This is a genomic window from Flavobacterium sp. FlaQc-57 (assembly GCF_044007395.1).
In the GTDB taxonomy this organism is placed as follows: Bacteria; Bacteroidota; Bacteroidia; order Flavobacteriales; family Flavobacteriaceae; genus Flavobacterium.
Genome location: NZ_JBIPDA010000006.1, coordinates 135,797 through 157,849, shown reverse-complemented (window position 1 = coordinate 157,849; position 22,053 = coordinate 135,797). Strand labels below are relative to the sequence as shown.

The 22,053-nt window shown below is 33.1% G+C and carries 18 protein-coding genes; 11 read left to right on the top strand and 7 right to left on the bottom strand.

Annotation, left to right across the window (positions count from 1 at the left end):
- Positions 1 to 57: 57 nt before the first annotated feature.
- A complete protein-coding gene (locus tag ACHRVZ_RS17915) occupies positions 58 to 852 on the bottom strand; it encodes a hypothetical protein (RefSeq protein ID WP_395424259.1) in 795 nt (264 codons plus the stop codon).
- A gap of 369 nt (positions 853 to 1,221) precedes the next feature.
- On the opposite strand from ACHRVZ_RS17915, the gene ACHRVZ_RS17910 reads away from it, so the two are divergent.
- A complete protein-coding gene (locus ACHRVZ_RS17910) occupies positions 1,222 to 1,608 on the top strand; it encodes a hypothetical protein (RefSeq protein WP_395424258.1) in 387 nt (128 codons plus the stop codon).
- Positions 1,609 to 1,691: 83 nt separating this feature from the next.
- Here the strand turns inward: ACHRVZ_RS17910 and ACHRVZ_RS17905 are convergent, their stop codons facing one another.
- Both ACHRVZ_RS17905 and ACHRVZ_RS17900 read right to left on the bottom strand, forming a co-directional pair.
- Positions 1,692 to 2,477, bottom strand: a complete 786-nt coding sequence (locus ACHRVZ_RS17905; RefSeq protein ID WP_395424257.1) for a sulfite exporter TauE/SafE family protein — start codon at positions 2,475 to 2,477, stop codon at positions 1,692 to 1,694.
- Positions 2,478 to 2,747: 270 nt separating this feature from the next.
- Positions 2,748 to 3,374, bottom strand: a complete 627-nt coding sequence (locus ACHRVZ_RS17900; RefSeq protein ID WP_395424256.1) for a Crp/Fnr family transcriptional regulator — start codon at positions 3,372 to 3,374, stop codon at positions 2,748 to 2,750.
- 700 nt (positions 3,375 to 4,074) lie between these two features.
- On the opposite strand from ACHRVZ_RS17900, the gene ACHRVZ_RS17895 reads away from it, so the two are divergent.
- The 5 genes from ACHRVZ_RS17895 to ACHRVZ_RS17875 all read left to right on the top strand — a co-directional run bounded on the left by ACHRVZ_RS17895 (position 4,075) and on the right by ACHRVZ_RS17875 (position 9,427).
- Positions 4,075 to 4,386, top strand: coding sequence for a rhodanese-like domain-containing protein (locus ACHRVZ_RS17895; protein ID WP_395424255.1), 312 nt, complete (start codon positions 4,075 to 4,077; stop codon positions 4,384 to 4,386).
- Between the two features lie 74 nt (positions 4,387 to 4,460).
- Positions 4,461 to 6,041 (top strand): NADP-dependent glyceraldehyde-3-phosphate dehydrogenase, encoded by a 1,581-nt coding sequence (locus tag ACHRVZ_RS17890; RefSeq protein ID WP_395424254.1) that lies wholly within the window; start codon positions 4,461 to 4,463, stop codon positions 6,039 to 6,041.
- A gap of 301 nt (positions 6,042 to 6,342) precedes the next feature.
- Positions 6,343 to 8,211, top strand: a complete 1,869-nt coding sequence (locus ACHRVZ_RS17885) for a M1 family metallopeptidase (RefSeq protein WP_395424253.1) — start codon at positions 6,343 to 6,345, stop codon at positions 8,209 to 8,211.
- A gap of 9 nt (positions 8,212 to 8,220) precedes the next feature.
- Positions 8,221 to 8,613 carry an ACT domain-containing protein gene (locus ACHRVZ_RS17880; protein WP_395424252.1) on the top strand — a complete coding sequence of 131 codons (393 nt, stop codon included), beginning with the start codon at positions 8,221 to 8,223 and terminating at the stop codon, positions 8,611 to 8,613.
- A gap of 196 nt (positions 8,614 to 8,809) precedes the next feature.
- Entirely contained in the window at positions 8,810 to 9,427 is a 618-nt protein-coding gene (locus tag ACHRVZ_RS17875) for a hypothetical protein (RefSeq protein ID WP_395424251.1), read from the top strand.
- Between the two features lie 64 nt (positions 9,428 to 9,491).
- Here the strand turns inward: ACHRVZ_RS17875 and ACHRVZ_RS17870 are convergent, their stop codons facing one another.
- Complete coding sequence (locus tag ACHRVZ_RS17870) at positions 9,492 to 10,052, bottom strand: hypothetical protein (protein ID WP_395424250.1); 561 nt, start codon at positions 10,050 to 10,052, stop codon at positions 9,492 to 9,494.
- Positions 10,053 to 10,228: 176 nt separating this feature from the next.
- Here ACHRVZ_RS17870 and ACHRVZ_RS17865 point away from each other — a divergent pair, with 176 nt between their 5' ends.
- The 5 genes from ACHRVZ_RS17865 to ACHRVZ_RS17845 all read left to right on the top strand — a co-directional run bounded on the left by ACHRVZ_RS17865 (position 10,229) and on the right by ACHRVZ_RS17845 (position 17,167).
- Positions 10,229 to 10,636: a GNAT family N-acetyltransferase gene (locus tag ACHRVZ_RS17865; protein WP_395424249.1), complete on the top strand. Its 408-nt coding sequence runs from the start codon at positions 10,229 to 10,231 to the stop codon at positions 10,634 to 10,636.
- A 256-nt stretch (positions 10,637 to 10,892) separates the two neighbouring features.
- A complete protein-coding gene (locus ACHRVZ_RS17860) occupies positions 10,893 to 11,276 on the top strand; it encodes a hypothetical protein (protein ID WP_395424248.1) in 384 nt (127 codons plus the stop codon).
- A 174-nt stretch (positions 11,277 to 11,450) separates the two neighbouring features.
- Entirely contained in the window at positions 11,451 to 12,533 is a 1,083-nt protein-coding gene (locus ACHRVZ_RS17855; protein ID WP_395424247.1) for an efflux RND transporter periplasmic adaptor subunit, read from the top strand.
- 25 nt (positions 12,534 to 12,558) lie between these two features.
- Positions 12,559 to 15,726 carry an efflux RND transporter permease subunit gene (locus ACHRVZ_RS17850; protein WP_395424246.1) on the top strand — a complete coding sequence of 1,056 codons (3,168 nt, stop codon included), beginning with the start codon at positions 12,559 to 12,561 and terminating at the stop codon, positions 15,724 to 15,726.
- Positions 15,719 to 17,167 (top strand): TolC family protein, encoded by a 1,449-nt coding sequence (locus tag ACHRVZ_RS17845; RefSeq protein WP_395424459.1) that lies wholly within the window; start codon positions 15,719 to 15,721, stop codon positions 17,165 to 17,167. The genes ACHRVZ_RS17850 and ACHRVZ_RS17845 overlap by 8 nt, the downstream gene beginning before the upstream one ends.
- 64 nt (positions 17,168 to 17,231) lie before the next feature.
- Here the strand turns inward: ACHRVZ_RS17845 and ACHRVZ_RS17840 are convergent, their stop codons facing one another.
- From ACHRVZ_RS17840 to ACHRVZ_RS17830, 3 genes are all read right to left on the bottom strand, one after another.
- Positions 17,232 to 18,941, bottom strand: a complete 1,710-nt coding sequence (locus ACHRVZ_RS17840) for an ATP-binding protein (protein ID WP_395424245.1) — start codon at positions 18,939 to 18,941, stop codon at positions 17,232 to 17,234.
- 53 nt (positions 18,942 to 18,994) lie between these two features.
- Positions 18,995 to 19,192, bottom strand: coding sequence for a hypothetical protein (locus ACHRVZ_RS17835; RefSeq protein ID WP_395424244.1), 198 nt, complete (start codon positions 19,190 to 19,192; stop codon positions 18,995 to 18,997).
- A 1,408-nt stretch (positions 19,193 to 20,600) separates the two neighbouring features.
- A complete protein-coding gene (locus ACHRVZ_RS17830; protein ID WP_395424243.1) occupies positions 20,601 to 21,953 on the bottom strand; it encodes a GH1 family beta-glucosidase in 1,353 nt (450 codons plus the stop codon).
- Positions 21,954 to 22,053: the final 100 nt, after the last annotated feature.

Here is a 22,053-nt window from a genome sequence, read left to right as displayed (position 1 = left end):
TAATTTAGAGAACATCGGCTTTAGCCAAAATGTCAATTATATAAAAACTTTAATTTATTAAAAATTAGTTTTTCCATTAATATAAGAAGTAAAGGCTTTTTGAAAAGCAGTTAATTCGATGTTTTCAGATTTGATTATTTTTCCATCGCTGTATATTTGATATTGACCACTGCTGGGAGATTTTTTGGTCCATAAAATGCCACTTTTAATTTTGCCCAATTCGTCAGTTGTTAAATAGGCAGTTATCTTTTCTTCCGATTCAGATTGTATTTTATCTCTATACTTGCTTAAATAAATTCTTAGAAGCGCATCTTCCTGCGAGAAAAAATCTGCGATTTCATTAAAGAGCAAATCAATAGTGACGTTGTTTTCTGAAGTTTTTAGGAAAAGATATAATTTATAGCTTTTTTCATAATCGCCTTCGGGGAGCTTGAGTGAATAATTTTTAGATGAATAGCTGTAATTTTCGTTGTCTAATATTTTGCTGTAAATGAAGCTATTTGAGGGTAAATTACCCATTTTAAAATCGAAAAGTTCTACAGAGGAAATAAGAACACCTTTGTAAAAAAAATCACTAACCTTTTTTTGATTCTTAACATATATCTTTATTACGGCGTCATTTTCTATAGTATTCTTAATAACGATTGTGTCTTTTTCTTTATTAAAAAATATTAAATTACCATAATAAGCAGCTGAAATTTCAACCGAAAAATTTTCGAGTTTACCATCACTGTTATATTTTTTATTGATTGCTCCGCTTTCAATTTCAATTTTTTCGGTTTTCAAGCTATCTGTTTCTTGTGCGAAAACGGAGAAGGTGAATAATAAAAGTATTATTATTTGTTTTTTCATTCTTTATAAGATTATTCTTTGTAATACCAAAAGTAGTTTATCTCGACGATAAAAAAGTTTCAATTTTGGAGATTTCTTTTTTTTGCTCGATTATATGTTAGAGATCACTTTTTTTACTTTACCGGAGTTCAGTAATCTTTGTTTGAAATGGTATTCTTTTACTTGCATCTTAAACAAAGAAAAGATAATCCAGATATTGTAGCTATACAAATTAATTATATCAATAACTGTTGGTTTTAACCAACAATTATTTTGTTTTAAGCAATGTGACTTTAGCTAAATTGTTATGTATATTTGGCTTTAGCCAAGAAATTATATTACATATTCTGTGAGTTAAAAAATCACCGTTACCCAAATATATAGTTCCAAATGAAAAATGAAAGTTTTAATGTGTCAAATAAAAAATGGAAAATAATTCTAAATATTGGAATAATTATTTTCGCCGTTTTTTTTTTTATGAAGTCATTTATCATGGATACAAGTAGGAGTAGATATAAGAAAGCACTGAAAAATATTCAAGAACAAAGTTTTCAAGGAATTGTAGTTGATAAAGGATTTGAAAAATTTAATCATAATGCTGCAATGATATACTTAAGTAATAAAACTAAATTTTCTCCTTTTGGTCAATTCTGGCCGAAAATTAAAATTGGAGATTCAATTGTCAAGAAAAAAGGACAAACAATTATAACAGTATATAGAAATACTGAAAAAATTATATTAGATAATAAAGAAATACTTGATTCTTGGGAAAAATAAATCTGCGATATATTTTCGTTTTCATCTTTGTCAAAGTTTTACACCTTGACAAAGACTACTCTACTAGTTAAACTAAATTCAAATTAAAATAAAACTTCTTTTGTAATAATGTAAAACCCCATTACGAGTACAAACCAGCCAAAAAGAGGTTTTAGTTTTGCTCCGTCTATTTTTTTAGAAAGCTGGCTTCCAATTAACATTCCTAAAAGTGCCATTCCGGAAACGCCTAATAAAAAGGGGTAATTTATGGGAGTTCCTATATATAAATCGCCTCCAAAACCTATTGAAGAATTGATTGTAATAATCAATAATGAAGTTCCAACGGCTTGTTTCATGGGTAAATTGGCAAAAAATAACAAGGCAGGAATAATCAAGAATCCGCCTCCAGCGCCAAGAAATCCGGTTATAATTCCGACTATGAATCCTATTATACTCAGTTGCGTGTAATTGGTTTCAGTTGCTTTTACCTCGGGTTTATTTTTTCGAATCATCGAGATTGCCGCCGTAATCATCAATATAGAAAAGATGAACATAATTAAGAAATCCTTAGAAACGGTATATGAAGCAATTGAAAATAATGTCGAAGCAATTTGAGGAAAAATAACTTCGCGAATTATCAGAATAGAAATCACAGATGGAATCGCAAAATACAAGGCCGATTTTAATTTTAGATTTCCCATTTTGTAATGGCTATAACTCCCAAACATGGCAGTTAATCCAACAATAAATAAAGAATACGAAGTAGCTTGCTCAGGATTCACCTTAAATAAATACACTAAAATAGGAATGGTCAATATCGAACCGCCACCGCCAATTAAGCCAAGTGAGATTCCGATAATGATTGAAGCAAAATAACCTGCGTATTCCATTGTATTTGTTTTACGCAAAGGTGCTCCGTTAAAAAGAGATTCACAGTAACATTTATCACAGAAGGTTTTTTTGTTACTGATTAAAAAGATTAAAAGAATTTTAGTGCTGCATAAAAATTTAAACACATAGCAACATAGATTTTTTTCTCAATAGAAGGTTGAAATAAATAATACATTATTACACATAGTCCCGAAGCTTCGGGATGTATTAATGAAAGTGAAACGTCTTTATTTAATTTTTAAAACTATGTTGCTATGTGTTTAATTTTTTTATTTCAAAAGTTCGATTTGATTTCGGTTTAGTTTCACCAAACCTCTTTGTTCCATTTTTTTGAGTAATCTTGAAACAACTTCTCTGGACGTGTTTAATTCTGATGCAATTTCCTGGTGAGATAAATTTACTTCATTGCATCCGCAAGCGTCCGAATGTCTTTTTAAGTAAAACTCCAAACGCTCGTCCATTGATCGGAAGGCAATATTATCTACAACTTCGAGAACTTCTTCAAATCGGCTTCGATATGTATCGATTACAAATTCGTACCATGTTCTGTGTTCCATCATCCATTTATCCATCATTTGTAACGGAATCATCATAACGGTCACATCTTCGACCACTTTTGCCATGATTTGACTTTTTTCGCTTTTGGCGGTACAAATCATCGAGATGGCGCAGGCTTGTCCGGGTTGTAAATAATACATTAAAAACTCGCCGCCATCCTCGCCTTCGCGATAGATTTTGATTTTTCCTTTGGTAATTAAAACAGTGTTTTTTATGTATTGTCCGGTTCGCATTAAAATGGTTCCGGCTTCAAAATCTTGCAGGCTTCCGTTTTCTTCGATAGTCGAAATAAGTTCGTTCGAGAAATTAGGGAATATATTTTTTAATGAATTTTGCATTGCTAATAGGTAGGAATTAATAGCCCACGGATTTTATGGTTTGAACAGGTTCACACAGGTTTTTTTGCCACGACCCGAGCGATAGCGAACAGGCGAAGCAATTTCACGAATCAACACGAATTAATTTGTGATAAATAATTCTTTTTTAACACATAGTGACATAGCTTTTTGTTGCTCAAAAAAAGACGTTTCACTTTATCTTAAATCACATAGCTATGTGTAAATAATGTGTTATTTTATTGTACTCTAAACTTAGAAAATAAATCTATGTTTCTATGTGTTTAAATTTTATTTTTTTTCGCCACAATTTTCACAAATCAACATTATTTAATTTGTAGAAATTAGTGCAATTCGTGGCGAACAATTTTAATTACTCTAATCATTTTAATCTTATTTTGACAAAATATTCGTGGTGAATAATTTATCAAAATAAGATTAAAACTTATAAATTTTTACAAAGATAGCAGATTGATGTGGTATAAATTGTCAGAAAACTATATTTAAGATGCATTTTATGTAAATGAAAAAATCCTATTTTCTATCGAGTTTATAGACTATATTTTTGAAAATAGTAAGTAAATTTGTATTTCACTGATTATAATACTTTCTCTAAAACGTTTTCTGAGAATAATAATCGAAATCGCATTTGGCACGTTTTTAATTAATAGAAACGTCGTAATTTTACAAAAACACATTTATTATGAATTTATCACAAGAAGATTGGATTGCTCAACTAGCTGCTGACGAGAATGCAGTTATACTTGACGTAAGAACTGAAGACGAATTTAATGACGGTTATATTGAAAATGCCGTAAATATTGACATTAATAAAGGTCAGGGTTTTATTTATGAAATCGAAGAACTGGATAAAAATAAAAATTATTACGTGTATTGCCGTTCTGGAGCCAGAAGTGCGAAAGCATGCCAGATTATGAATGAATTAGGCATCGAAAATGCCTATAATTTACTTGGCGGTATCCTGGATTGGGAAGGCGAAACTGTAAATCCATAAAAGATAAAAAGAGGCATAAAAGCCTCTTTTTTCTTTAATATGCTATTAAATAACCAAATAAAAATAACCAGATTATGAGTTTAATACCCGAAGAGTATCAGATTAAAACCCTTATAAATCAAGAGACTTATCTTGTAAATGGAGAATTAAAACATTGGTCAGGACAAACTACACCCGTGTTTTCGACCATTTCATCTACAGAAAAATATACACCAACATTATTAGGATCGATTCCGTTTATGGGAGAAAAAGAAGCACACGAAGTTGTTGATGCTGCTTGTGCTGCCTATGATATGGGACAAGGTTTATGGCCAACTATGAAAGTAGCTGACCGTATTAAATGCATGGAGAATTTCGTGAAGCAAATGAAAGAAACCCGCGAAGAAGTGGTTAAACTTTTGATGTGGGAAATTGGAAAAAACCTTGGAGATTCACAAAAAGAATTTGATAGAACTGTTGAATATATTTACGACACTATTGCCAGTTATAAAGAATTAAACGGGCGTAGTTCTCATTTTGAAAAAGTACAGGGTGTAAATGCTATGATTCGTCGTGGACCTTTAGGTGTTGTTTTATGCCTTGGACCTTACAATTATCCTCTAAACGAAACATTTTCGTTATTGATTCCGGCTTTAATTATGGGGAACGCCGTAATCTTCAAACCTGCTAAACATGGTGTTTTATGTATTTCGCCATTGTTAGAAGCATTTAGAAGCAGTTTTCCAAAAGGAGTTATCAATATCGTATACGGACGTGGTCGCGAAGTGGCTTCTCCAATTATGAAATCTGGAAAAATTGATGTTTTGGCATTAATCGGTAACAGTAAATCGGCGATTGCTTTGCAGGATCAACATCCAAATAAAAACAGATTGCGTTTGATTTTAGGTTTAGAAGCGAAGAATCCTGCGATTATTTTACCAGATGCCGACTTAGATTTGACAATTCAGGAATGTATTGCAGGAACTTTATCGTTCAACGGGCAACGTTGTACGGCTTTGAAAGTATTGTATGTACATGAATCTATTGTAGAAGAATTTAATAAACGTTTTTCTGAAAAAGTAGATGCTTTAGTATTTGGAAATCCGTGGGAAAAAGGAGTTTCGTTAACGCCGCTTCCTGAAACCGATAAACCGCATTATATTCAGGGATTAATTGATGATGCGAAACATAAGGGCGCAAAAATATTGAATGAAAAAGGTGGAAAACATAGCGATAACTATATTTTTCCGGCAGTTTTATATCCGGTAAATAAAGAAATGCGTGTGTATCATGAAGAGCAATTTGGACCAGTCGTTCCGGTAATTGCTTTTAAAGATATTAAAGAACCATTAAACGATATGGCCGAGTCAAACTACGGGCAACAAGTGAGTTTATTTGGTAAAGACATTAAAACTTTGGCACCGCTTATTGATGCCTTGGTAAATTTAGTTTGTAGAGTAAACTTAAACAGTTCTTGTCAGAGAGGTCCTGATGCGTTTCCGTTTACAGGTCGTAAAGATTCTGCTGTGGGTACTTTGAGTATTCCTGATGCTTTACGTTCATTTTCAATTCGTACGTTCGTAGCCTCAAAAGATATCGATTATAACAATGAAATTCTGCAGGAATTGCTAAACAGCAAAGAATCAAATTTTATTAATACCGATTATATTTTGTAGTTATCAAGGTTATATATTAATTGTAGATACCGTCTTTTTCTTTTAGAATTAGGCGGTTTTTCTTTTTAAAGCTGATAAGGTTTTTCATAGTCTTCTTTTTTGTCATCCCGAGGAACGAGGGATCTCAATAAGTAACTCGACAATTAGAGGATATTAAAGATTTTTACTTTGTCTAGATTCATAGAAAACTACTAAAACTTTATATTTCCAGATTATTTTTCGAATAGAAATGTAACTTTAAGTTAAAAAAATCCACTAATATTATAATCTAAATTGAATCATCAAAAAACAGAATCACTTTATGCAAAAAAAGACATTCCAATTTGTAATTATTGCTTTTATATTTTTAGCTCAAACCGGCTTTGCCCAAGAGCTTTATATGCCAAGAAATATTAAAGAAGCTTATGCTAAAGGCACTCGTTCAATGGACGGAAAGCCTGGCAAAAATTATTGGCAGAACCATGGAAAATATACAATGGAAATTGCAGTAGATCCAAAAACAAAATTTGTAACGGGAACAGAAACTATTGTTTACGAAAATAATAGTAACGATACCTTAAAAAATTTAGTAATTAGATTTGTGAATAATTTACATAAGCCTTCGGCACCAAGAAGTGGGAATGTTAGTTCAGATTTTTTGAGTGACGGTTTAACGATTACTTCTTTAAAAATTGGTGAAGATTTTTATAAAGAAGATGCTAAAAGCTGGGGGACAGTAGGAAATGTAAAAATGAACAAACCCATTCTTCCACATTCTAAAGTTACAATTGCTATTGATTGGAATTATCCTTTGTCTAAAGAGAGTGGACGAGAAGGACAAATTAATGAAACTACTTTTTTTGTTGCCTATAGTTATCCGCGTGTAAGTGTTTATGATGATTATAATGAATGGGACAGATTGCCGCATACAGATCGTCAGGAATTTTATAATGATTTTAATGATTATTCGTATTCTGTAAAAGCGCCTAAAAATTATGTGGTTTACGCAACGGGAGATTTGTTGAATCCTGATGAGGTTTTGCAACCGGAATTTTCGGCTCGTTTGAAAAAGTCGTACGTAACTGATGAAATTTTGCATGTTGCGAACGAGCAGGAATTGAAAAGTGGTTTGGTAACGAAACAAAATGATTGGAATGTTTGGAAATTTGAAGCCAACAATATTTCAGATGTATGTTTTGGTTTAAGCGATCACTATTTATGGGATGCGAGCAGTGTTTTGGTCGATAAAAAAACAAATCGTCGTGCGAGTGTGCAGGCCGCTTATGATATAAAAGGAACCGATTTTGTACATTCGGTAAAAAACAATCAATATGCTCTGGATTTCTTCTCGAACAATTGGCCCGGAGTTCCATATCCGTTTTCTAAAATGACCGCTTTTCAGGGTTTTGCAGACATGGAATACCCTATGATGTGCAACGACTCACAGATGGGAGATCCTATTTTTGCTCAATTGGTTCAGGATCATGAAGTAGCACATACTTATTTTCCTTTTTATATGGGAATCAACGAAACGCGTTATGCTTTTATGGATGAAGGCTGGGCAACCACTTTTGAATATTTAATTGGAATTGCAGAACACGGAAAAGAAGCAGCAGATAAATTCTATAAAGAGTTTAGAGTTAAAAAATACATCAGCGACACATCTACAGAAGAGGATCAGCCCATAATTTCGATGTCTACTCAGGTTTCGGCTGCGGGATATGGGAATAATTCATACGGTAAAGCATCACTTTCATATCTGGCACTAAAAGTTTTATTAGGCGATGATTTGTTCAAAAAATCATTACATGCTTATATGGACAATTGGAATGGAAAACATCCAATTCCGTGGGATTATTTTAATTCTATAAACACCGCTTCAGGGAAAAATCTAAATTGGTTTTTTAACAACTGGTTTTTTACTAATAATTATATTGATCTTGCAGTTAAAAATATTTCGAAGAATATAATTTTTGTACAGAATGTTGGAGGTTTTGCTATTCCATTTGATGTGATTGTTACTTATTCAGATAATACAACTGAAACTTTGCATCAAACACCAACAGTTTGGGAAGCAAATCAAAAACACACCAGAATTGCTTTAAAAAGCAAAAAACAAATCAAGCAAGTTATAATTGACGGAGGTATTTTTATGGATGCAACACCAAGTGATAATAAATTAGAATTGTAGTAACTTATAATGTCAGGAGAAAAAGATTTACAAGTATTGCTTAAAAGTATGAAACCGGAACTTGTTTCTGGTGATTATGTTTTTTGTAAAGTAGAGAAGTTAGAAAGCATAAATCTAAATGAGATTGAAATGTTTTTTAAAGAGAAAGAGGCAATTACCTTAATTTTAAAAAGAGAAATTGCAGACCTTTTGCAATTAGAATATTCAATTGTAATGTCTTGGATAACACTTACAGTACATTCGTCCTTAGAAGCGGTGGGTTTGACAACGGCATTTTCTAAGGCACTTTCAGAGCAACAAATTAGTTGTAATGTTGTTGCCGCTTTTTATCACGATCATATTTTTGTGAATAAAAATGAGGCACAAAAAGCAATGCAAATTTTGAATTCATTTTCGAATTAACGTTTGCATTTTAAAGATCGGTTTATTATAAAGGGATAAAAAAAGGGAATCTAGATATTTTTTAGATTCCCTTTTTTATGGTTGTCAAATCACTACTTTGTAAGTAAAATCTGTAAAATAGTTAAAATTTGGAAAATTGAAAAAACTATGGAATAAAAAAACTAGGTTTGCAAAAATTTGAAAACCTACTATATAAATGAAAAAAGCCCTACTTTTTATTTTTTTAGTGATTGTTTCTAGGACAATTGCCCAGAATGCTTCGAAAACTGCATTTCAAAAAAGCAGATATGAATTAGCCGTTTCCTGCTACGAAAAAGCAGATTTTAAAAATGCTCTTGAGTTATTTCATGTTGCATATAAAATGAAACCTGATGCCGAAATTGCTCAGGAATCGATTAAAAAGATTGATACAATAAAAACGATCTTAAGAAAATCTGTTTTAAATCATGCATTAGGAATTTGGAAAATGGCTGGAGACAAGCCAATTTGGGCTGTTAGCCAAACAGAGAATTATGCAGAAAAAGAGTTTGATGAACTTGTTGAAATTACTGAAAATGAGATTTTATTTTATGAGAGAAATAAAAAAACTCGAGAGAAGAAATTAATCAAATCGGAGAATTTAGTGTATTACAATACAGACGAATCTGATTCTTTGTTTTCAGATATAATTTTGTCAGATGGTACAATATGGAACTGTTCGATTAATGAAAAATCGGATGAATTACGTGTGATTAACGTTGGTAATAAAGACGAGAATGGTGTTACGAAAATTGAAAGTAACAACGCCGAGCGCTACTTTGTTAAAGTAAAATAATAAAAAAGGGAATCTAAATATTTAGATTCCCTTTTTTTATAGGATAAGAGTCAATTTCTTTTTACTAAAATTTAAATCCTAAAGAGATATTAGAAGCGGCAGTTTTAAGACTTCTATTCGATGGATCAAGGTCTGAAACCCCTGCTAGATATCTGTAATCTAAAGTTAGTTTCCATAAATCTACACCAACTCCGCCAAGAATACTGCTATTGTTTTTTTCAAGTGCAATATAATTTAAACTATTGTTTGCTTTTATATCGGAGTAGTTTTTCCAGTTATATCCGGCAAAAATGCGAACATTTCCCAGTTTTCCCAGTGGAACTATTTTAAAACCCACAAGTAATGTAGCGTCAGTTCCTGATAATTCATATTCAGTTTCTCCAATTCCGGTTTGAGAAACACTGAATTTTGATTTTGCATATCCAAATTCACCCTGTCCATAAAAAAGCAATAAGTTTACGCGCGCGAATCCTGCAACTCCCATGCCTGTTCCAGAACTTTTTGAACTGAAATCGTCTGTGAGAGGAGAAGTGATATTATAAGAAAATTGAGGTCCAAATTGTATTAATTGTGCAAAACCATTTACACTAATACATAATAATGTTGCTAAAAGGAATTTTTTCATACCTGGATTTTTTTTAGATGCTATAAAAATAAATATTATTAATTAGAATCGAAAGATTTATCTTATTTATTTACTGTTATTTGTTTGATAATAAGTGAATTGTTTTTTGCTTTGAGTGTTGAGAAGATGTCATTGTGAATTCTTGTAAATTTGGCGAAGAGGAAAATGATAATAACATGAAAATCAAAGAAATTGAAGCTTCAGAAACCTGGCAAATCAGGCATGAAGTAATGTGGCCAGATCAGCCTTTTGAGTTTGTGAAACTCGAAGAAGATAAAGAGGGGTTACATTTTGGTTGTTTTGTAGAGGAAAAATTAATTTCAATAGTTTCGTGCTTTATTGTTGGAGATGAATTGCAGTTTAGAAAATTGGCAACTTTAAATGAATATCAAGGAAAAGGAATTGCTTCTGAACTGTTAAAATATGTTTTTAACCTTGCAAAAGAGAAAGGTTTGAAAAAAATCTGGTGTAATGCACGAACCGAAAAAAAAGCATTTTATGAAAAATTTGGAATGAAAGATACTGACAAAAATTTCATAAAGGCAGGACAGGAATTTACTATAATGGAAGTTTTGTGGGAGTAAATCGAGCTGAAATTATTATATAAAATATACAATGCCAAATAATTGCGAATTTTGTTGTTTTATCTCTTTCACAATAGTGTTATTAATCTTATTCTGATTCGAAATTATTTTTTTGTGATTTTTCGGCAAAATAGCATAATATTTTATCAGAATTTGCAAATAAAAAAATAATGAAAACGTTTTCGTCTTTTTTAAATGTTAAAGCTTATAAAAAAATCTTTTTTTCTTTCGATACTTTCCTTACTTTCGCACCCAAATGAGAAAGTTAGTAGTATTTTTAGTATTCATGAATTTCCTTCTGCTAGGCGGAGGGCAATATCTCAATGCAGGTACACCTAAAAATCCTCATCTTCATAATCTTGAGAAAAAACACCGCGTAAAATTTACCAATCAAGACCAAGGCAGTTCAATCATTGAAGACGCCGATGTTGATCTTGAAGAGGAATATCTTGGAAGCGATGATCTTAAAGATGGACTTACGAATAAATTTTTTGCAGCAAACTACAGTTTACTTGACAATTGGTATCTTTCCTTTTCGAGTCAAACTATTGTAAATGATTATAATCGTTTTAAATTCTTCGTGCCATTTTGTGGCAATTCAAATCCTATCTACATTACCCAACAGGTTTTAAGAATTTGATTCAACAGTATACATCGGTTACCTAAGTTGTGATCTGCATATCTTGTTGATGTAATTTTTTGTACTTCTTCTTATATGAAAGTTAAGCTCTGACTAAGGCTACCTGATGCATTTTTTCATCTAAAGGAATCTCTGTATTCCAAGCATCCAATCGCTTAATTTTCAAACAAAATCATGAAAAGAATTATCTTGTTCACAGGCTTAATTGCCCTAGTGTGCCTTACTAGCTGTACAGCTAAAAAAGAAGAGAAAGAAGAAGCAGAAAAATTTACTGCTACAAATCCGGTAAAAATTGATACTTCATTTACCAAAGAATACGTTTCGCAGATTAAATCTGTACGAAACATTGAGATCCGAGCTCAGGAAAAAGGATTTCTACAAAACATTTATGTCGACGAAGGGCAGTTTGTAAAAAAAGGCCAACTGTTGTTCAAAATTATGCCAAACATGTATCAGGCAGAATTATTGAAAGCTCAGGCTGAACAGAAATCAGTTGAAATTGAATTACAAAATTCTAAAATGCTTGCAGATAAAAATATCGTTTCTAAAAACGAATTAAGTGTAGCTCAGGCAAAATTACAATCGGCAAAAGCAGAAGTTGCATTGGCAAAACTTCATTTATCATTTACCGAGATCAGAGCTCCGTTTGACGGAACCATCGACCGTATTCCATTAAAATTAGGAAGTCTTATTGACGAAGGCGAATTATTGACAAGTCTTTCTGACAACAGTCAAATGTTTGCTTACTTCAACGTGTCTGAACCTGAATATCTACAATATCAAACAGATGTAAAAGATCGTGCTGACAATAAAGTTAGTTTGGTTTTGGCAAATGGTGAAATTTTTAAAGAAAAAGGGAATGTAGAAGTTATCGAAAGTGAATTTAACAACGAAACAGGAAATATCGCTTTTAGAGCAAGATTCCCAAATTCAGGTAAATTACTAAGAAACGGTGAAACTGGACAAGTTCAGATGATTGTTCCGCTTAAAAATGCAATTGTAATTCCGCAGAAAGCGACTTACGAAATTCAGGATAAAAAATACGTTTTTACAATTGATAAAAACAATAAGGTAAGTTCAAGAGAAATCACTATTACCGGTGAAATTCCTGATTTGTACGTGATAAAGACAGGTCTTACTGAAAATGATAAAATTTTACTTGAAGGAGTTCAGAAAGTAAAAGAGAATGACAAAATTAAATATGAATTCCAATCTCCTCAAACGGTAATTAATCATTTACGCGTAAAAGCAGAATAGGTTTAATCATTAAAAAAATATAAAAATGTTTAATAAATTTATTCAAAGACCTGTACTGTCGATTGTAATATCGCTTATAATTGTCTTTTTAGGAGTATTGTCGGTGTTGAATTTACCGATCACCCAGTTTCCTTCCATCTCTCCGCCGATGGTAAACGTTACGGCAGATTACCCTGGATCGAATGGAGAATTGATGATCAAGTCTGTAGTTATTCCTTTAGAGAGAGCTTTAAATGGAGTTCCCGGAATGAAATACATGACTTCTGATGCAGGAAATGATGGAGAAGCAAGTATTCAGGTTGTATTTAACTTAGGTACAGATCCGAATCAGGCTGCAATTAACGTTCAAAACCGTGTAGCTTCAGTTACCAATAAATTACCTCCATTAGTAGTAAGAGAAGGTGTGAAAATTACTCGTGAAGTTCCGAGTATGTTGATGTATGTGAATCTTTATAGTACGGACAAAAATACCGACATGAAATTCTTATACAACTATGCTGATATCAACGTATTATCAGAGTTAAAAAGGGTAAATGGTATTGGTTCAGGAGATATTTTGGGAACACGTGAATATGCCATGCGTATTTGGTTAAAACCTGACCGTATGTTGGCTTACAAAATATCTGCAGATGAGATAATGGAAGCATTATCAAGTCAGAGTTTGGAAGCTTCGCCTGGTAAAACAGGAGAAAGTTCTGGTAAACGTTCTCAGGCATTTGAATATGTATTGAAATATTCAGGACGTTTTACAACTAAAGAGCAATACGAGAATATTATAGTAAAATCAAACGCTAACGGGGAACTTTTACGTTTAAAAGATGTTGCTAAAGTTGAGTTTGGCAGCTCGATGTATGATATTTATTCTAATTTGAATGGTAAACCATCTGCAGCAATTGTATTGAAACAATCTTTTGGTAGTAATGCCAATCAGGTTATTGAAGATGTAAAAGCCAAATTGGAAAAAATCAAGCAAAAATTTCCAAAAGGAATGGATTATGAAATCTCATATGACGTTTCTAAATTCTTAGATGCTTCTATCGAAAAAGTAATTCACACCTTGATCGAAGCCTTTATTTTGGTTGGTTTAGTTGTATTTCTTTTCTTAGGTGACTGGCGTTCAACCGTTATTCCGGCAATTGCGGTACCTGTATCATTGATTGGAACATTTGTATTTATGCAATTCTTCGATATATCGTTGAACTTAATTACATTATTTGCTTTGGTTTTGGCAATTGGAGTCGTCGTCGATGATGCGATTGTAGTAATTGAAGCCGTTCACGCCAAGATGGAGGAGGAGCATCTTTCGCCACTTAAAGCGACTAAAAAAGCGATGCATGAAATTGCTGGAGCGATTGTCGCGATTACATTCTTGATGGCTGCCGTATTTATTCCGGTTGCGTTTATGTCAGGACCAGTTGGGGTATTCTACCGACAGTTCTCGATTACGATGGCAACAGCAATTATACTTTCAGGTATTGTGGCATTGACTTTAACACCAGCGCTTTGTGCGATGATGTTAAAAAATAATCATAGTACACCTAAAAAGAAAACTCCTGTAAACATCTTTATTGATGGTTTTAACAACAAGTTTAACCTTGCGCAAGGTAAATATCAAAATGTACTGGCTAAAATTGTAAATAGAAGAGCTGTTACAATTATTGCACTTCTTGGTTTTTGTGCCGGTACTTGGTTGATTAGTAGTACAGTTCCTTCCGGGTTTATCCCAAATGAGGATCAGGGAATGTTTTATGCCATTATACAAACACCTCCAGGTTCATCATTAGAAAGAACAAATAATATTGCTGAGAAATTGCAAAAAATTGCGGAGACAGTAGACGGAGTAAAATCAGTTTCGTCATTGGCAGGTTATGAAATTTTGACTGAGGGTACGGGATCTAATGCGGGAACTTGTTTGATCAACTTAAAAGACTGGAATGATCGTAAAGAATCTGTTCAGGAAATTATGACTGAATTAGAGGAAAAATCGAAAGATATTCCGGGTGCTAATATTGAATTTTTCCAACCGCCCGCAGTTCCGGGATATGGAGCAGCTGGAGGATTTGAGCTTCGTTTGTTGGATAAAACAGGTTCAGGAGATTTCAAAAAAATGGAAGCTGTCAATAAAGACTTTGTTGAAGAATTGAACAAACGTCAGGAATTATCGAACGTATTTAGTTTCTTCAGTGCGAGTTTCCCTCAATATATGATGAAAGTCGACAATGATTTGGCACAGCAAAAAGGAGTTTCTATCGAAAATGCGATGAATACTTTGTCAACTCTTGTGGGAAGTAACTACGAGATTAGTTTCATTAAATACGGAATTAACTATAAAGTAATCGTTCAGGCTTCACCGGAATATCGTGCGCAACCGGATGATATCTTAAAACTGTATGTGAAAAACAATCGTGATGAAATGGTTCCTTTTTCAGCATTTATGAAATTAGAAAAAGTATACGGTCTTTCAGAAATCACGAGACATAATATGTACAATTCTACAGAGATTAGTGGTGGAGCTGCGCCGGGATATAGTTCTGGTACAGCAATTAAAGTAATTCAGGAAGTTGCTGCAAAAAAATTGCCTAGAGGTTATGATATTGATTGGGCAGGTATTTCTGCAGATGAGGTTGCACAAGGTAATCAGGCAATTTGGGTATTTCTGATTTGTTTAGGATTTGTTTACTTGGTATTGGCAGCTCAATATGAGAGTTTTATTTTGCCATTGTCAGTAATTCTTTCTCTACCTGCGGGTATTTTTGGAGCTTTCCTTCTGTTGAAATTAACAGGATTAGAAAACAACATTTATGCTCAGGTTGCAATGGTAATGCTTATTGGTTTATTGGGTAAAAATGCCGTACTGATTGTAGAGTTTGCGATACAGCGACATGCAGCAGGAAGAACAGTTCTTGAAGCCGCAATGGAAGGAGCGAAAGCGAGGTTCCGTCCAATTTTGATGACTTCATTTGCTTTTATTGCAGGATTACTGCCTCTGGCTTTTGCTACAGGTCCGGGTAAAATTGGTAACAGAACAATTGGTACTGCAGCCGCGGGAGGTATGCTTATCGGAACTATTTGTGGTGTATTTGTAATTCCGGGATTGTATTACATCTTCGGAAAAATTTCAGAGAAACACAAACTGGTGAAAAATGAAGAAGAAAATCCATTAACTGAAGAAATTGATGACAATCATGTATAAATTCAAATCATATCAATATAGTATTGCATTAGGGCTTTGTTTAGCTGTCGCAGGGTGTAAAGCCCCTGCGCCAGAGGCCGCAATTACTCCGAGTGCTCCTGTTCCTGAGTCGTTTGGTGCGACGCAGAATGGAGATTCAAATAATAATACATCAACATTAGCATGGAAAGATTATTTTAAAGATCAAAACCTGGTAGATTTAGTTGATGTTGCCTTAAAAAACAATCAGGAATTAAACATTACTTTGCAGGAAATTGAAATTGCAAAGAATGATATTCGTGTAAAAAAAGGACTTTTGTTGCCTACAGTTGGTGTTCGTGCCGGAGCTGGAGTTGAAAAAGTAGGTAGATATACCAGCCAAGGTGCAGGTGATGCTTCTACAGAAATTAAACCGGGTAAAGAAATGCCAGATCCGCTGGGAGATTTTACGATTTCGGCTTATGCAAACTGGGAAGTTGATATTTGGAAAAAACTGCGCAATTCTAAAAAAGCAGCATTAAACAGATACTTGGCTACCGTTGAAGGTAAAAACTTTGTAATTACAAATCTTATTGCTGAAGTTGCTGATTCTTATTATGAATTATTGGCTTTAGATACCCAATTGGATATTGTGAAGCAGACTATAAAGTTGCAGACAAACGCGTTAGAAATTGTAAAAATTCAAAAGCAAGCTGCAAGAGCTACAGAATTGGGAGTGAAGAAATTTGAAGCTGAGGTTTTAACTTCAAAAAGTATGGAGTTTGATATTCTGCAGCAAATAAAAGAAACGGAGAATAAAATCAACTTTTTATTGGGTAGATATCCGCAGGAAATTAAGAGAACGAATAGTAACAATTTCTTGAGTTTATTGCCAGCAGCTGTAAGTTCAGGAATTCCGTCTCAATTATTGGCGAATCGTCCTGATGTGAAACAAGCAGAATTAGAGTTAGTAGCAGCAAAATTAGATGTGAAAGTTGCGCGTGCGGAGTTTTATCCTTCATTGGATATTTCTGCTGCGGTGGGAGTAAATGCTTTCAAACCTTCATACTTGTTCACAATGCCAGAATCTCTTTTGTATTCATTAGCTGGAGATTTGGCTGCACCTCTTATTAACAGAAATGCTATTAAAGCCGAATTTGCAAGTGCAAATGCAAGACAACTTCAGGCGTTATACAATTATGATCGTACGGTTTTGAACGCTTATTTAGAAGTATCAAATCAACTTTCTAAAATTGAAAACTTACAAAAAGGTTACGATCTTAAATCGCAACAAGTTGATGCCTTAAACACATCAATTGATGTTTCTAACGATTTATTTAAATCGGCTAGAGTGGATTATTTTGAAGTTTTAATGACACAGCGTGATGCATTAGAAGCGAAATTAGAATTAGTAGATACTAAAAAAGAACAACTGAATGCTGCAGTCCATGTTTATAGAGACTTAGGCGGTGGTTGGAAATAATATTGCCTGTTAATTTGTAGAAAAAAAGCCTTTCAAGAGTTAAATACTTGAAAGGCTTTTTTGTTTATTTAGGTATAGATATTTTGGCTTTAAACCCTTTGTCAGGTTCTGTTTCAAAGTTAATAGTACCTTTAACGGCCTGAATTCGGCTTTCCATGTTTTTGAGACCATTTTTTACCATCGTCGTTTTGTCGCAACCTTTACCGTTATCTGTATAATTTATTAATATTGATTTTTTATCATTTTCAAATTTTATAACAACCAGAGTTGCCTTACTGTGTTTCTTCATATTCACCATTAATTCCTGTAAAACTCGACTAATAGTGATCTTTTTTACGTCATCGATAGTTTCCCAGTTCACATCTTCCAGGTTCGTAACCATGATATTTCTTTCGTTGGCGTTGTAAGTCGAAAGCATTTCTTTGATGCTGGAGGTAAAATTTATACCCGTATCAATTTTATTGTTTTCTTTTGAGAATCCTCGTACACGTCCGTAAATATCATCTAATTTTTGAAGCAGATTCTCTTTAGTGTTTTCCTGAGATAATGTTTGAGATTCGGCAAAAGCAATCACATGATAGACATCGTTTGCCAACTCATCGTGAATTTTTTTAGCAATTCTAGCTTCTGTATTGTACGAAGTCTTAAATTCTATAGCTTTGTTTTTGTTTTTATAATAACGTATTAAAATCGCTATTAGAATGACCAAAAAGATAAAAACAATAACAAACCCAATTCGTAGATAAGTGGCTTTTTGAAGTGATAATTCGTTTTCGGCTTTTTCTAAACGAAGTTTTGCATTTTCGTCTTTTTCTTTTTTAGCATCGTATTTAATTTTAGCAAACTTGTTTTTAAAGTTATTTCTAACTTTAATAAGGCTGTCGTTTAAGGTAAAATATCGTTGTACATATTTGCCGGTTTGGTTACTGTTGTTATTAGATATTAAAATTTGCAGTGCTTCTAATCTTTCGTCAACGCTATTTAGTTTTGTGGCTGTATTGTACGCTGCGAGAGCATTTTTATCTGATGTTTGAATGTCTTTTTTAGCGTAATAATCGGCAAGATGTAGATGACTTTCAATACTTCCGTAAGTATCCTTAAATTCAGTTCTAGTCTGGAGCGCGTCCCTCATTAAGCCGAATCCTTTTTCATCCATTCCTTTCTTAAAATAGGCATAACCCAAGTTGTCCCGAAGTCTGGACTCATTAACTTCCTGACCTTTCTCTTTTAATAATTTTTTGCTTAAAAGAGATTCTAAAAGATTGATTGCGTTGTCATATTTTTTTTGTTGGATATAAACAGCTGCAATATTACTTAAAGGGAATTGCTTAATAAGAGGATCTTTAAATTCATTGGCTGCTTCTTTATAATAGTGGATAGCATCATCATAAAGAGAAAGTTCTTTGTCAGCAATGCCTAATATGTTTTTTATAGCTGCTTTATCCTCATTCCTTTTCGTTACATAGAGTAATGCTTCGGTAACTGTTTCCTTACTGCCATAGTAGTCTCCGTTGACTTGCTGAATTGTTGCCATTTGGATGAGTATGTATCCAATATTAGCACTGTCTTTTAATTTTTCGAAAAGTAGTTTTGATTTATTATATTCGTCAAATGCGATATTGAAGTTTTGTTTGCTGTGATCTTCAATTGCTTTATCTCGTATACGAAATGCTTCATCACGTATAGGATCTGTTTTAGTATGATTGATCTTTTTGTCTTTACATGCAAGGAGAAAAAGTAGTATAATAAAATAAAAAAACGGGGACCGTAACATATAAATTTACTTTCCCCGAAAATAGTAATTAATTAGACACTAAAAATATTTATTTATTCATCACCACCAGGTGTTTTAATTGGTGGTTTCCCAGGAGGAGTGCTATCACCAGGACCATCAGCAAAAGTTGGTTTTTGATGATTAATAACTTTTTCAGTTTCCTTTTTTGGTTGTGTTTCATACTCATCAGGAGTACAAGAAAATATAGTGAATAATGACGCAAAAGCGACAAATAGTATTAGTTTTTTCATTTTGATTTAATTTAGAAATTAGACATAGGTATGGCCGTCCGGAGTTTATCCAGAGAATTTTGGTGGCGATACCAAATTGGTTTTGGGAAGTAGACGGTGTAGAACAGTAAGACGTTTTTTATACTTCCCGAATAAATCCGGTCTTACGGTTTTTTACACTGTTATTAGAACTAGTTTTTTATTTTCGTTTTAGTCTGCAGACAAAACTTGAACTAATTTCTGAGGCAAAGAAAAGGCGCTTTCAGCCCATTGTTTATAGGAGATTCCCAGAATTCCCGCGTTTCCCCGAGATTCCTAAAAATTCCTTAAAACAAAATATAATGCACGCCAGATTTAGGCTCGTTAGAACGTGTTATGTGAATTTAAAACCAAACTTGACCTTTATTTAATAGAGGCAAAAAGCCCTAAAAAGGTTGTATTGGATTATTGAAAAAAAGTTAAAAATGTAGAATTGAAAAAGTGATGTAGATTGAAAGTGCTAATAAAGTTGCGATGATTGTTGAAAGTTGGAATAATGGCATATAGATATAGATTTTGGTGAATAATAAACATGAAGGGTCGAAAGAAGATCCTAGAAGGGAAATCTTTTCTTTAATTTGAGAGATATATTTTCTAAAAAAAAATGCTTAGAAAGTATATCAGGGAAAAATAATTATGATTGAAATTGGAGCGATTGCTCTGGTGTCTTCAGCATGTTTATACTTGGTAAAGAAAAGTGATTAGAAAGAATAATTTCTAAATGAAATTGTGAAGCGTTTAGAAAAATTAAATGCTTAAAGGAGTAAAAAGAATAATTTTTTGAGAAGTAATTAAGGAGTTTAAAAAGTCTGTTTTTCGGCATATATTTACTGTTATTTACACTATAAAGATAAGAAAAACTTATTAAAAAACCTAGTAAATACACGAGAAATTGTGGTTTTTTTTGCTTTTTTTTCGAATAAATTTTCATAGTTTTTTCGGCTGTTTTTACTAATTTAGAAAGCCGTAAAATTTACTTTTTTCTGTTAAGTGGGTTGTAGTAAAATTATTTTTCCAAAGTATATTTTTCGCGCAGATTTAAAATAATTTAAGCAGATACTCGCAGATTTATTTATATTTAATTTGCTTAAATCTGTAAAATCTGCGTGAAATAAAAATCATTTTAATTGGTGGTCTAATTAAATAATTATTACACAGGAATCTCCTAATATAAATCAGACACATCATTTAAGAGTAAATAAATGGAAAGAAGCTGTTGAAGTTTTAGAAAAAACCTTGAATTACTTTAGGTTTAAACCGCAAAGCACGCAATGATATTTACGCAAAGTTCGCAAAGCTAGTATTCAATACACAGCTTTGCGAACTTCGCGTTTTTATAAAACAGTTTAAATATAAAAAACTTTGCGCTCTTTGCGGTAAAAAAACAGTTTTAAGATAAAAAATCTCTAAACCATAATCCAGAATGTTTGATTGTTCTTTGCTGCGTTTCGAAATCAACATGAATTAACCCAAATCGGGCGTTGTAACCTTCTGCCCATTCAAAGTTATCAGTAAGTGTCCAGACAAAATAGCCGTCCACATTTAGACCGTCTTCTTTGGCTTTAAGAATTTGTTCTAAATGATCCTGAATATAATGGGTGCGTTTGATGTCATACACTTTTCCGTTTTTAAGAGTGTCCGGAAAAGCAGCACCATTTTCGGTGATTATAATCTTTTTAATTCCTTTATAATTGTTGAATTTTTTCAGGACATGATAAAGCGCAGGAGGGTAAACTTCCCATCCCATATCAGTTGCAATGACATTTCTTTTTTCGGCACTGATCAATTCGGCACCAATATAGGGGATTAACATAGACGATTTTACAACTTCACGCGTGTAACATTGTAAGCCGATAAAATCAAAATCAAAAGATAAATTATTTAAGTCATCTTCTAAAATATAATTGTTGAGTTTTTTTAGTACAGACAAATCCGCTTGCGGATATCCCAGTCCTAAAATAGGCTCGATAAAAGTTCTGTTAAGTAAAGTGTCGACACGTTTTGCTGCTTCGACATCTTTTTGACTTTCAGTCGCCGGTTCAATATGTGTGCATGAAAAAGTAGTTCCGATATTAGCTTCTGGAATTTTATTTCGGATTATTTTTGCACCCGCAGCAGTAGCCAGCGTTACATGATGCATGGCTTTGAGATAATTGGTAATGCCTTTTTTGCCCGGAGCGTGAATTCCCAAAAAATATCCTGCACCTGTAAAAACCGAAGGTTCATTGATGACCATCCAATTTTTTACACGATCACCAAAATATTCTACACAAACTTCAACATATTCTGAAAACCACGAAACAGATTCCCGGTTCGTCCATCCGCCTTTTACTTCTAAATCATGAGGTAAATCCCAGTGATAAAGCGTAATCCAGGGTTCAATTCCTGATGCGAGTAATGAATCGATAATTTTGTTGTAATAATCTATTCCAGCTTGATTTACAGGATGAATTCCCGTAGGCATAATTCGAGTCCAACTAATAGAAAATCTAAAATTAGGAATGTTTAATTCGCGAATTAAGTCAATATCGGTTTGATAAGAATTATAAAAATCGCAGGCAGTTGCGGCATGATGTCCGTTTTTTATTTTTCCTTTTTGCGATGTAAAAACATCCCAAATAGACGAACCTTTTCCATCGGCATCATGAGCCCCTTCAATTTGGAAAGCGGCGGTTGAAACACCCCACAAGAAATCATCTCCAAATTGGTCTTTGTTTAAAAATGAGTTCTCAGCTTTATTCATTCAAATGAGTTTTCCTTTATTTTAAGTCTAATTGATTAATGAAGGAAAGACGATTGCATTGCTCTTAAAAAAAGCCATTCTTTGAATGAAACCAGAAAAT

What these genes read in the sequence shown, in the direction of transcription:
- ACHRVZ_RS17915 (WP_395424259.1), bottom strand. Translation starts at nt 852, where the DNA reads ATGAAAAAACAAATAATAATACTTTTATTATTCACCTTCTCCGTTTTC.
- ACHRVZ_RS17910 (WP_395424258.1), top strand. Translation starts at nt 1,222, where the DNA reads ATGAAAAATGAAAGTTTTAATGTGTCAAATAAAAAATGGAAAATAATT.
- ACHRVZ_RS17905 (WP_395424257.1), bottom strand. Translation starts at nt 2,477, where the DNA reads ATGGAATACGCAGGTTATTTTGCTTCAATCATTATCGGAATCTCACTT.
- ACHRVZ_RS17900 (WP_395424256.1), bottom strand. Translation starts at nt 3,374, where the DNA reads ATGCAAAATTCATTAAAAAATATATTCCCTAATTTCTCGAACGAACTT.
- ACHRVZ_RS17895 (WP_395424255.1), top strand. Translation starts at nt 4,075, where the DNA reads ATGAATTTATCACAAGAAGATTGGATTGCTCAACTAGCTGCTGACGAG.
- ACHRVZ_RS17890 (WP_395424254.1), top strand. Translation starts at nt 4,461, where the DNA reads ATGAGTTTAATACCCGAAGAGTATCAGATTAAAACCCTTATAAATCAA.
- ACHRVZ_RS17885 (WP_395424253.1), top strand. Translation starts at nt 6,343, where the DNA reads ATGCAAAAAAAGACATTCCAATTTGTAATTATTGCTTTTATATTTTTA.
- ACHRVZ_RS17880 (WP_395424252.1), top strand. Translation starts at nt 8,221, where the DNA reads ATGTCAGGAGAAAAAGATTTACAAGTATTGCTTAAAAGTATGAAACCG.
- ACHRVZ_RS17875 (WP_395424251.1), top strand. Translation starts at nt 8,810, where the DNA reads ATGAAAAAAGCCCTACTTTTTATTTTTTTAGTGATTGTTTCTAGGACA.
- ACHRVZ_RS17870 (WP_395424250.1), bottom strand. Translation starts at nt 10,052, where the DNA reads ATGAAAAAATTCCTTTTAGCAACATTATTATGTATTAGTGTAAATGGT.
- ACHRVZ_RS17865 (WP_395424249.1), top strand. Translation starts at nt 10,229, where the DNA reads ATGAAAATCAAAGAAATTGAAGCTTCAGAAACCTGGCAAATCAGGCAT.
- ACHRVZ_RS17860 (WP_395424248.1), top strand. Translation starts at nt 10,893, where the DNA reads ATGAGAAAGTTAGTAGTATTTTTAGTATTCATGAATTTCCTTCTGCTA.
- ACHRVZ_RS17855 (WP_395424247.1), top strand. Translation starts at nt 11,451, where the DNA reads ATGAAAAGAATTATCTTGTTCACAGGCTTAATTGCCCTAGTGTGCCTT.
- ACHRVZ_RS17850 (WP_395424246.1), top strand. Translation starts at nt 12,559, where the DNA reads ATGTTTAATAAATTTATTCAAAGACCTGTACTGTCGATTGTAATATCG.
- ACHRVZ_RS17845 (WP_395424459.1), top strand. Translation starts at nt 15,719, where the DNA reads ATGTATAAATTCAAATCATATCAATATAGTATTGCATTAGGGCTTTGT.
- ACHRVZ_RS17840 (WP_395424245.1), bottom strand. Translation starts at nt 18,941, where the DNA reads ATGTTACGGTCCCCGTTTTTTTATTTTATTATACTACTTTTTCTCCTT.
- ACHRVZ_RS17835 (WP_395424244.1), bottom strand. Translation starts at nt 19,192, where the DNA reads ATGAAAAAACTAATACTATTTGTCGCTTTTGCGTCATTATTCACTATA.
- ACHRVZ_RS17830 (WP_395424243.1), bottom strand. Translation starts at nt 21,953, where the DNA reads ATGAATAAAGCTGAGAACTCATTTTTAAACAAAGACCAATTTGGAGAT.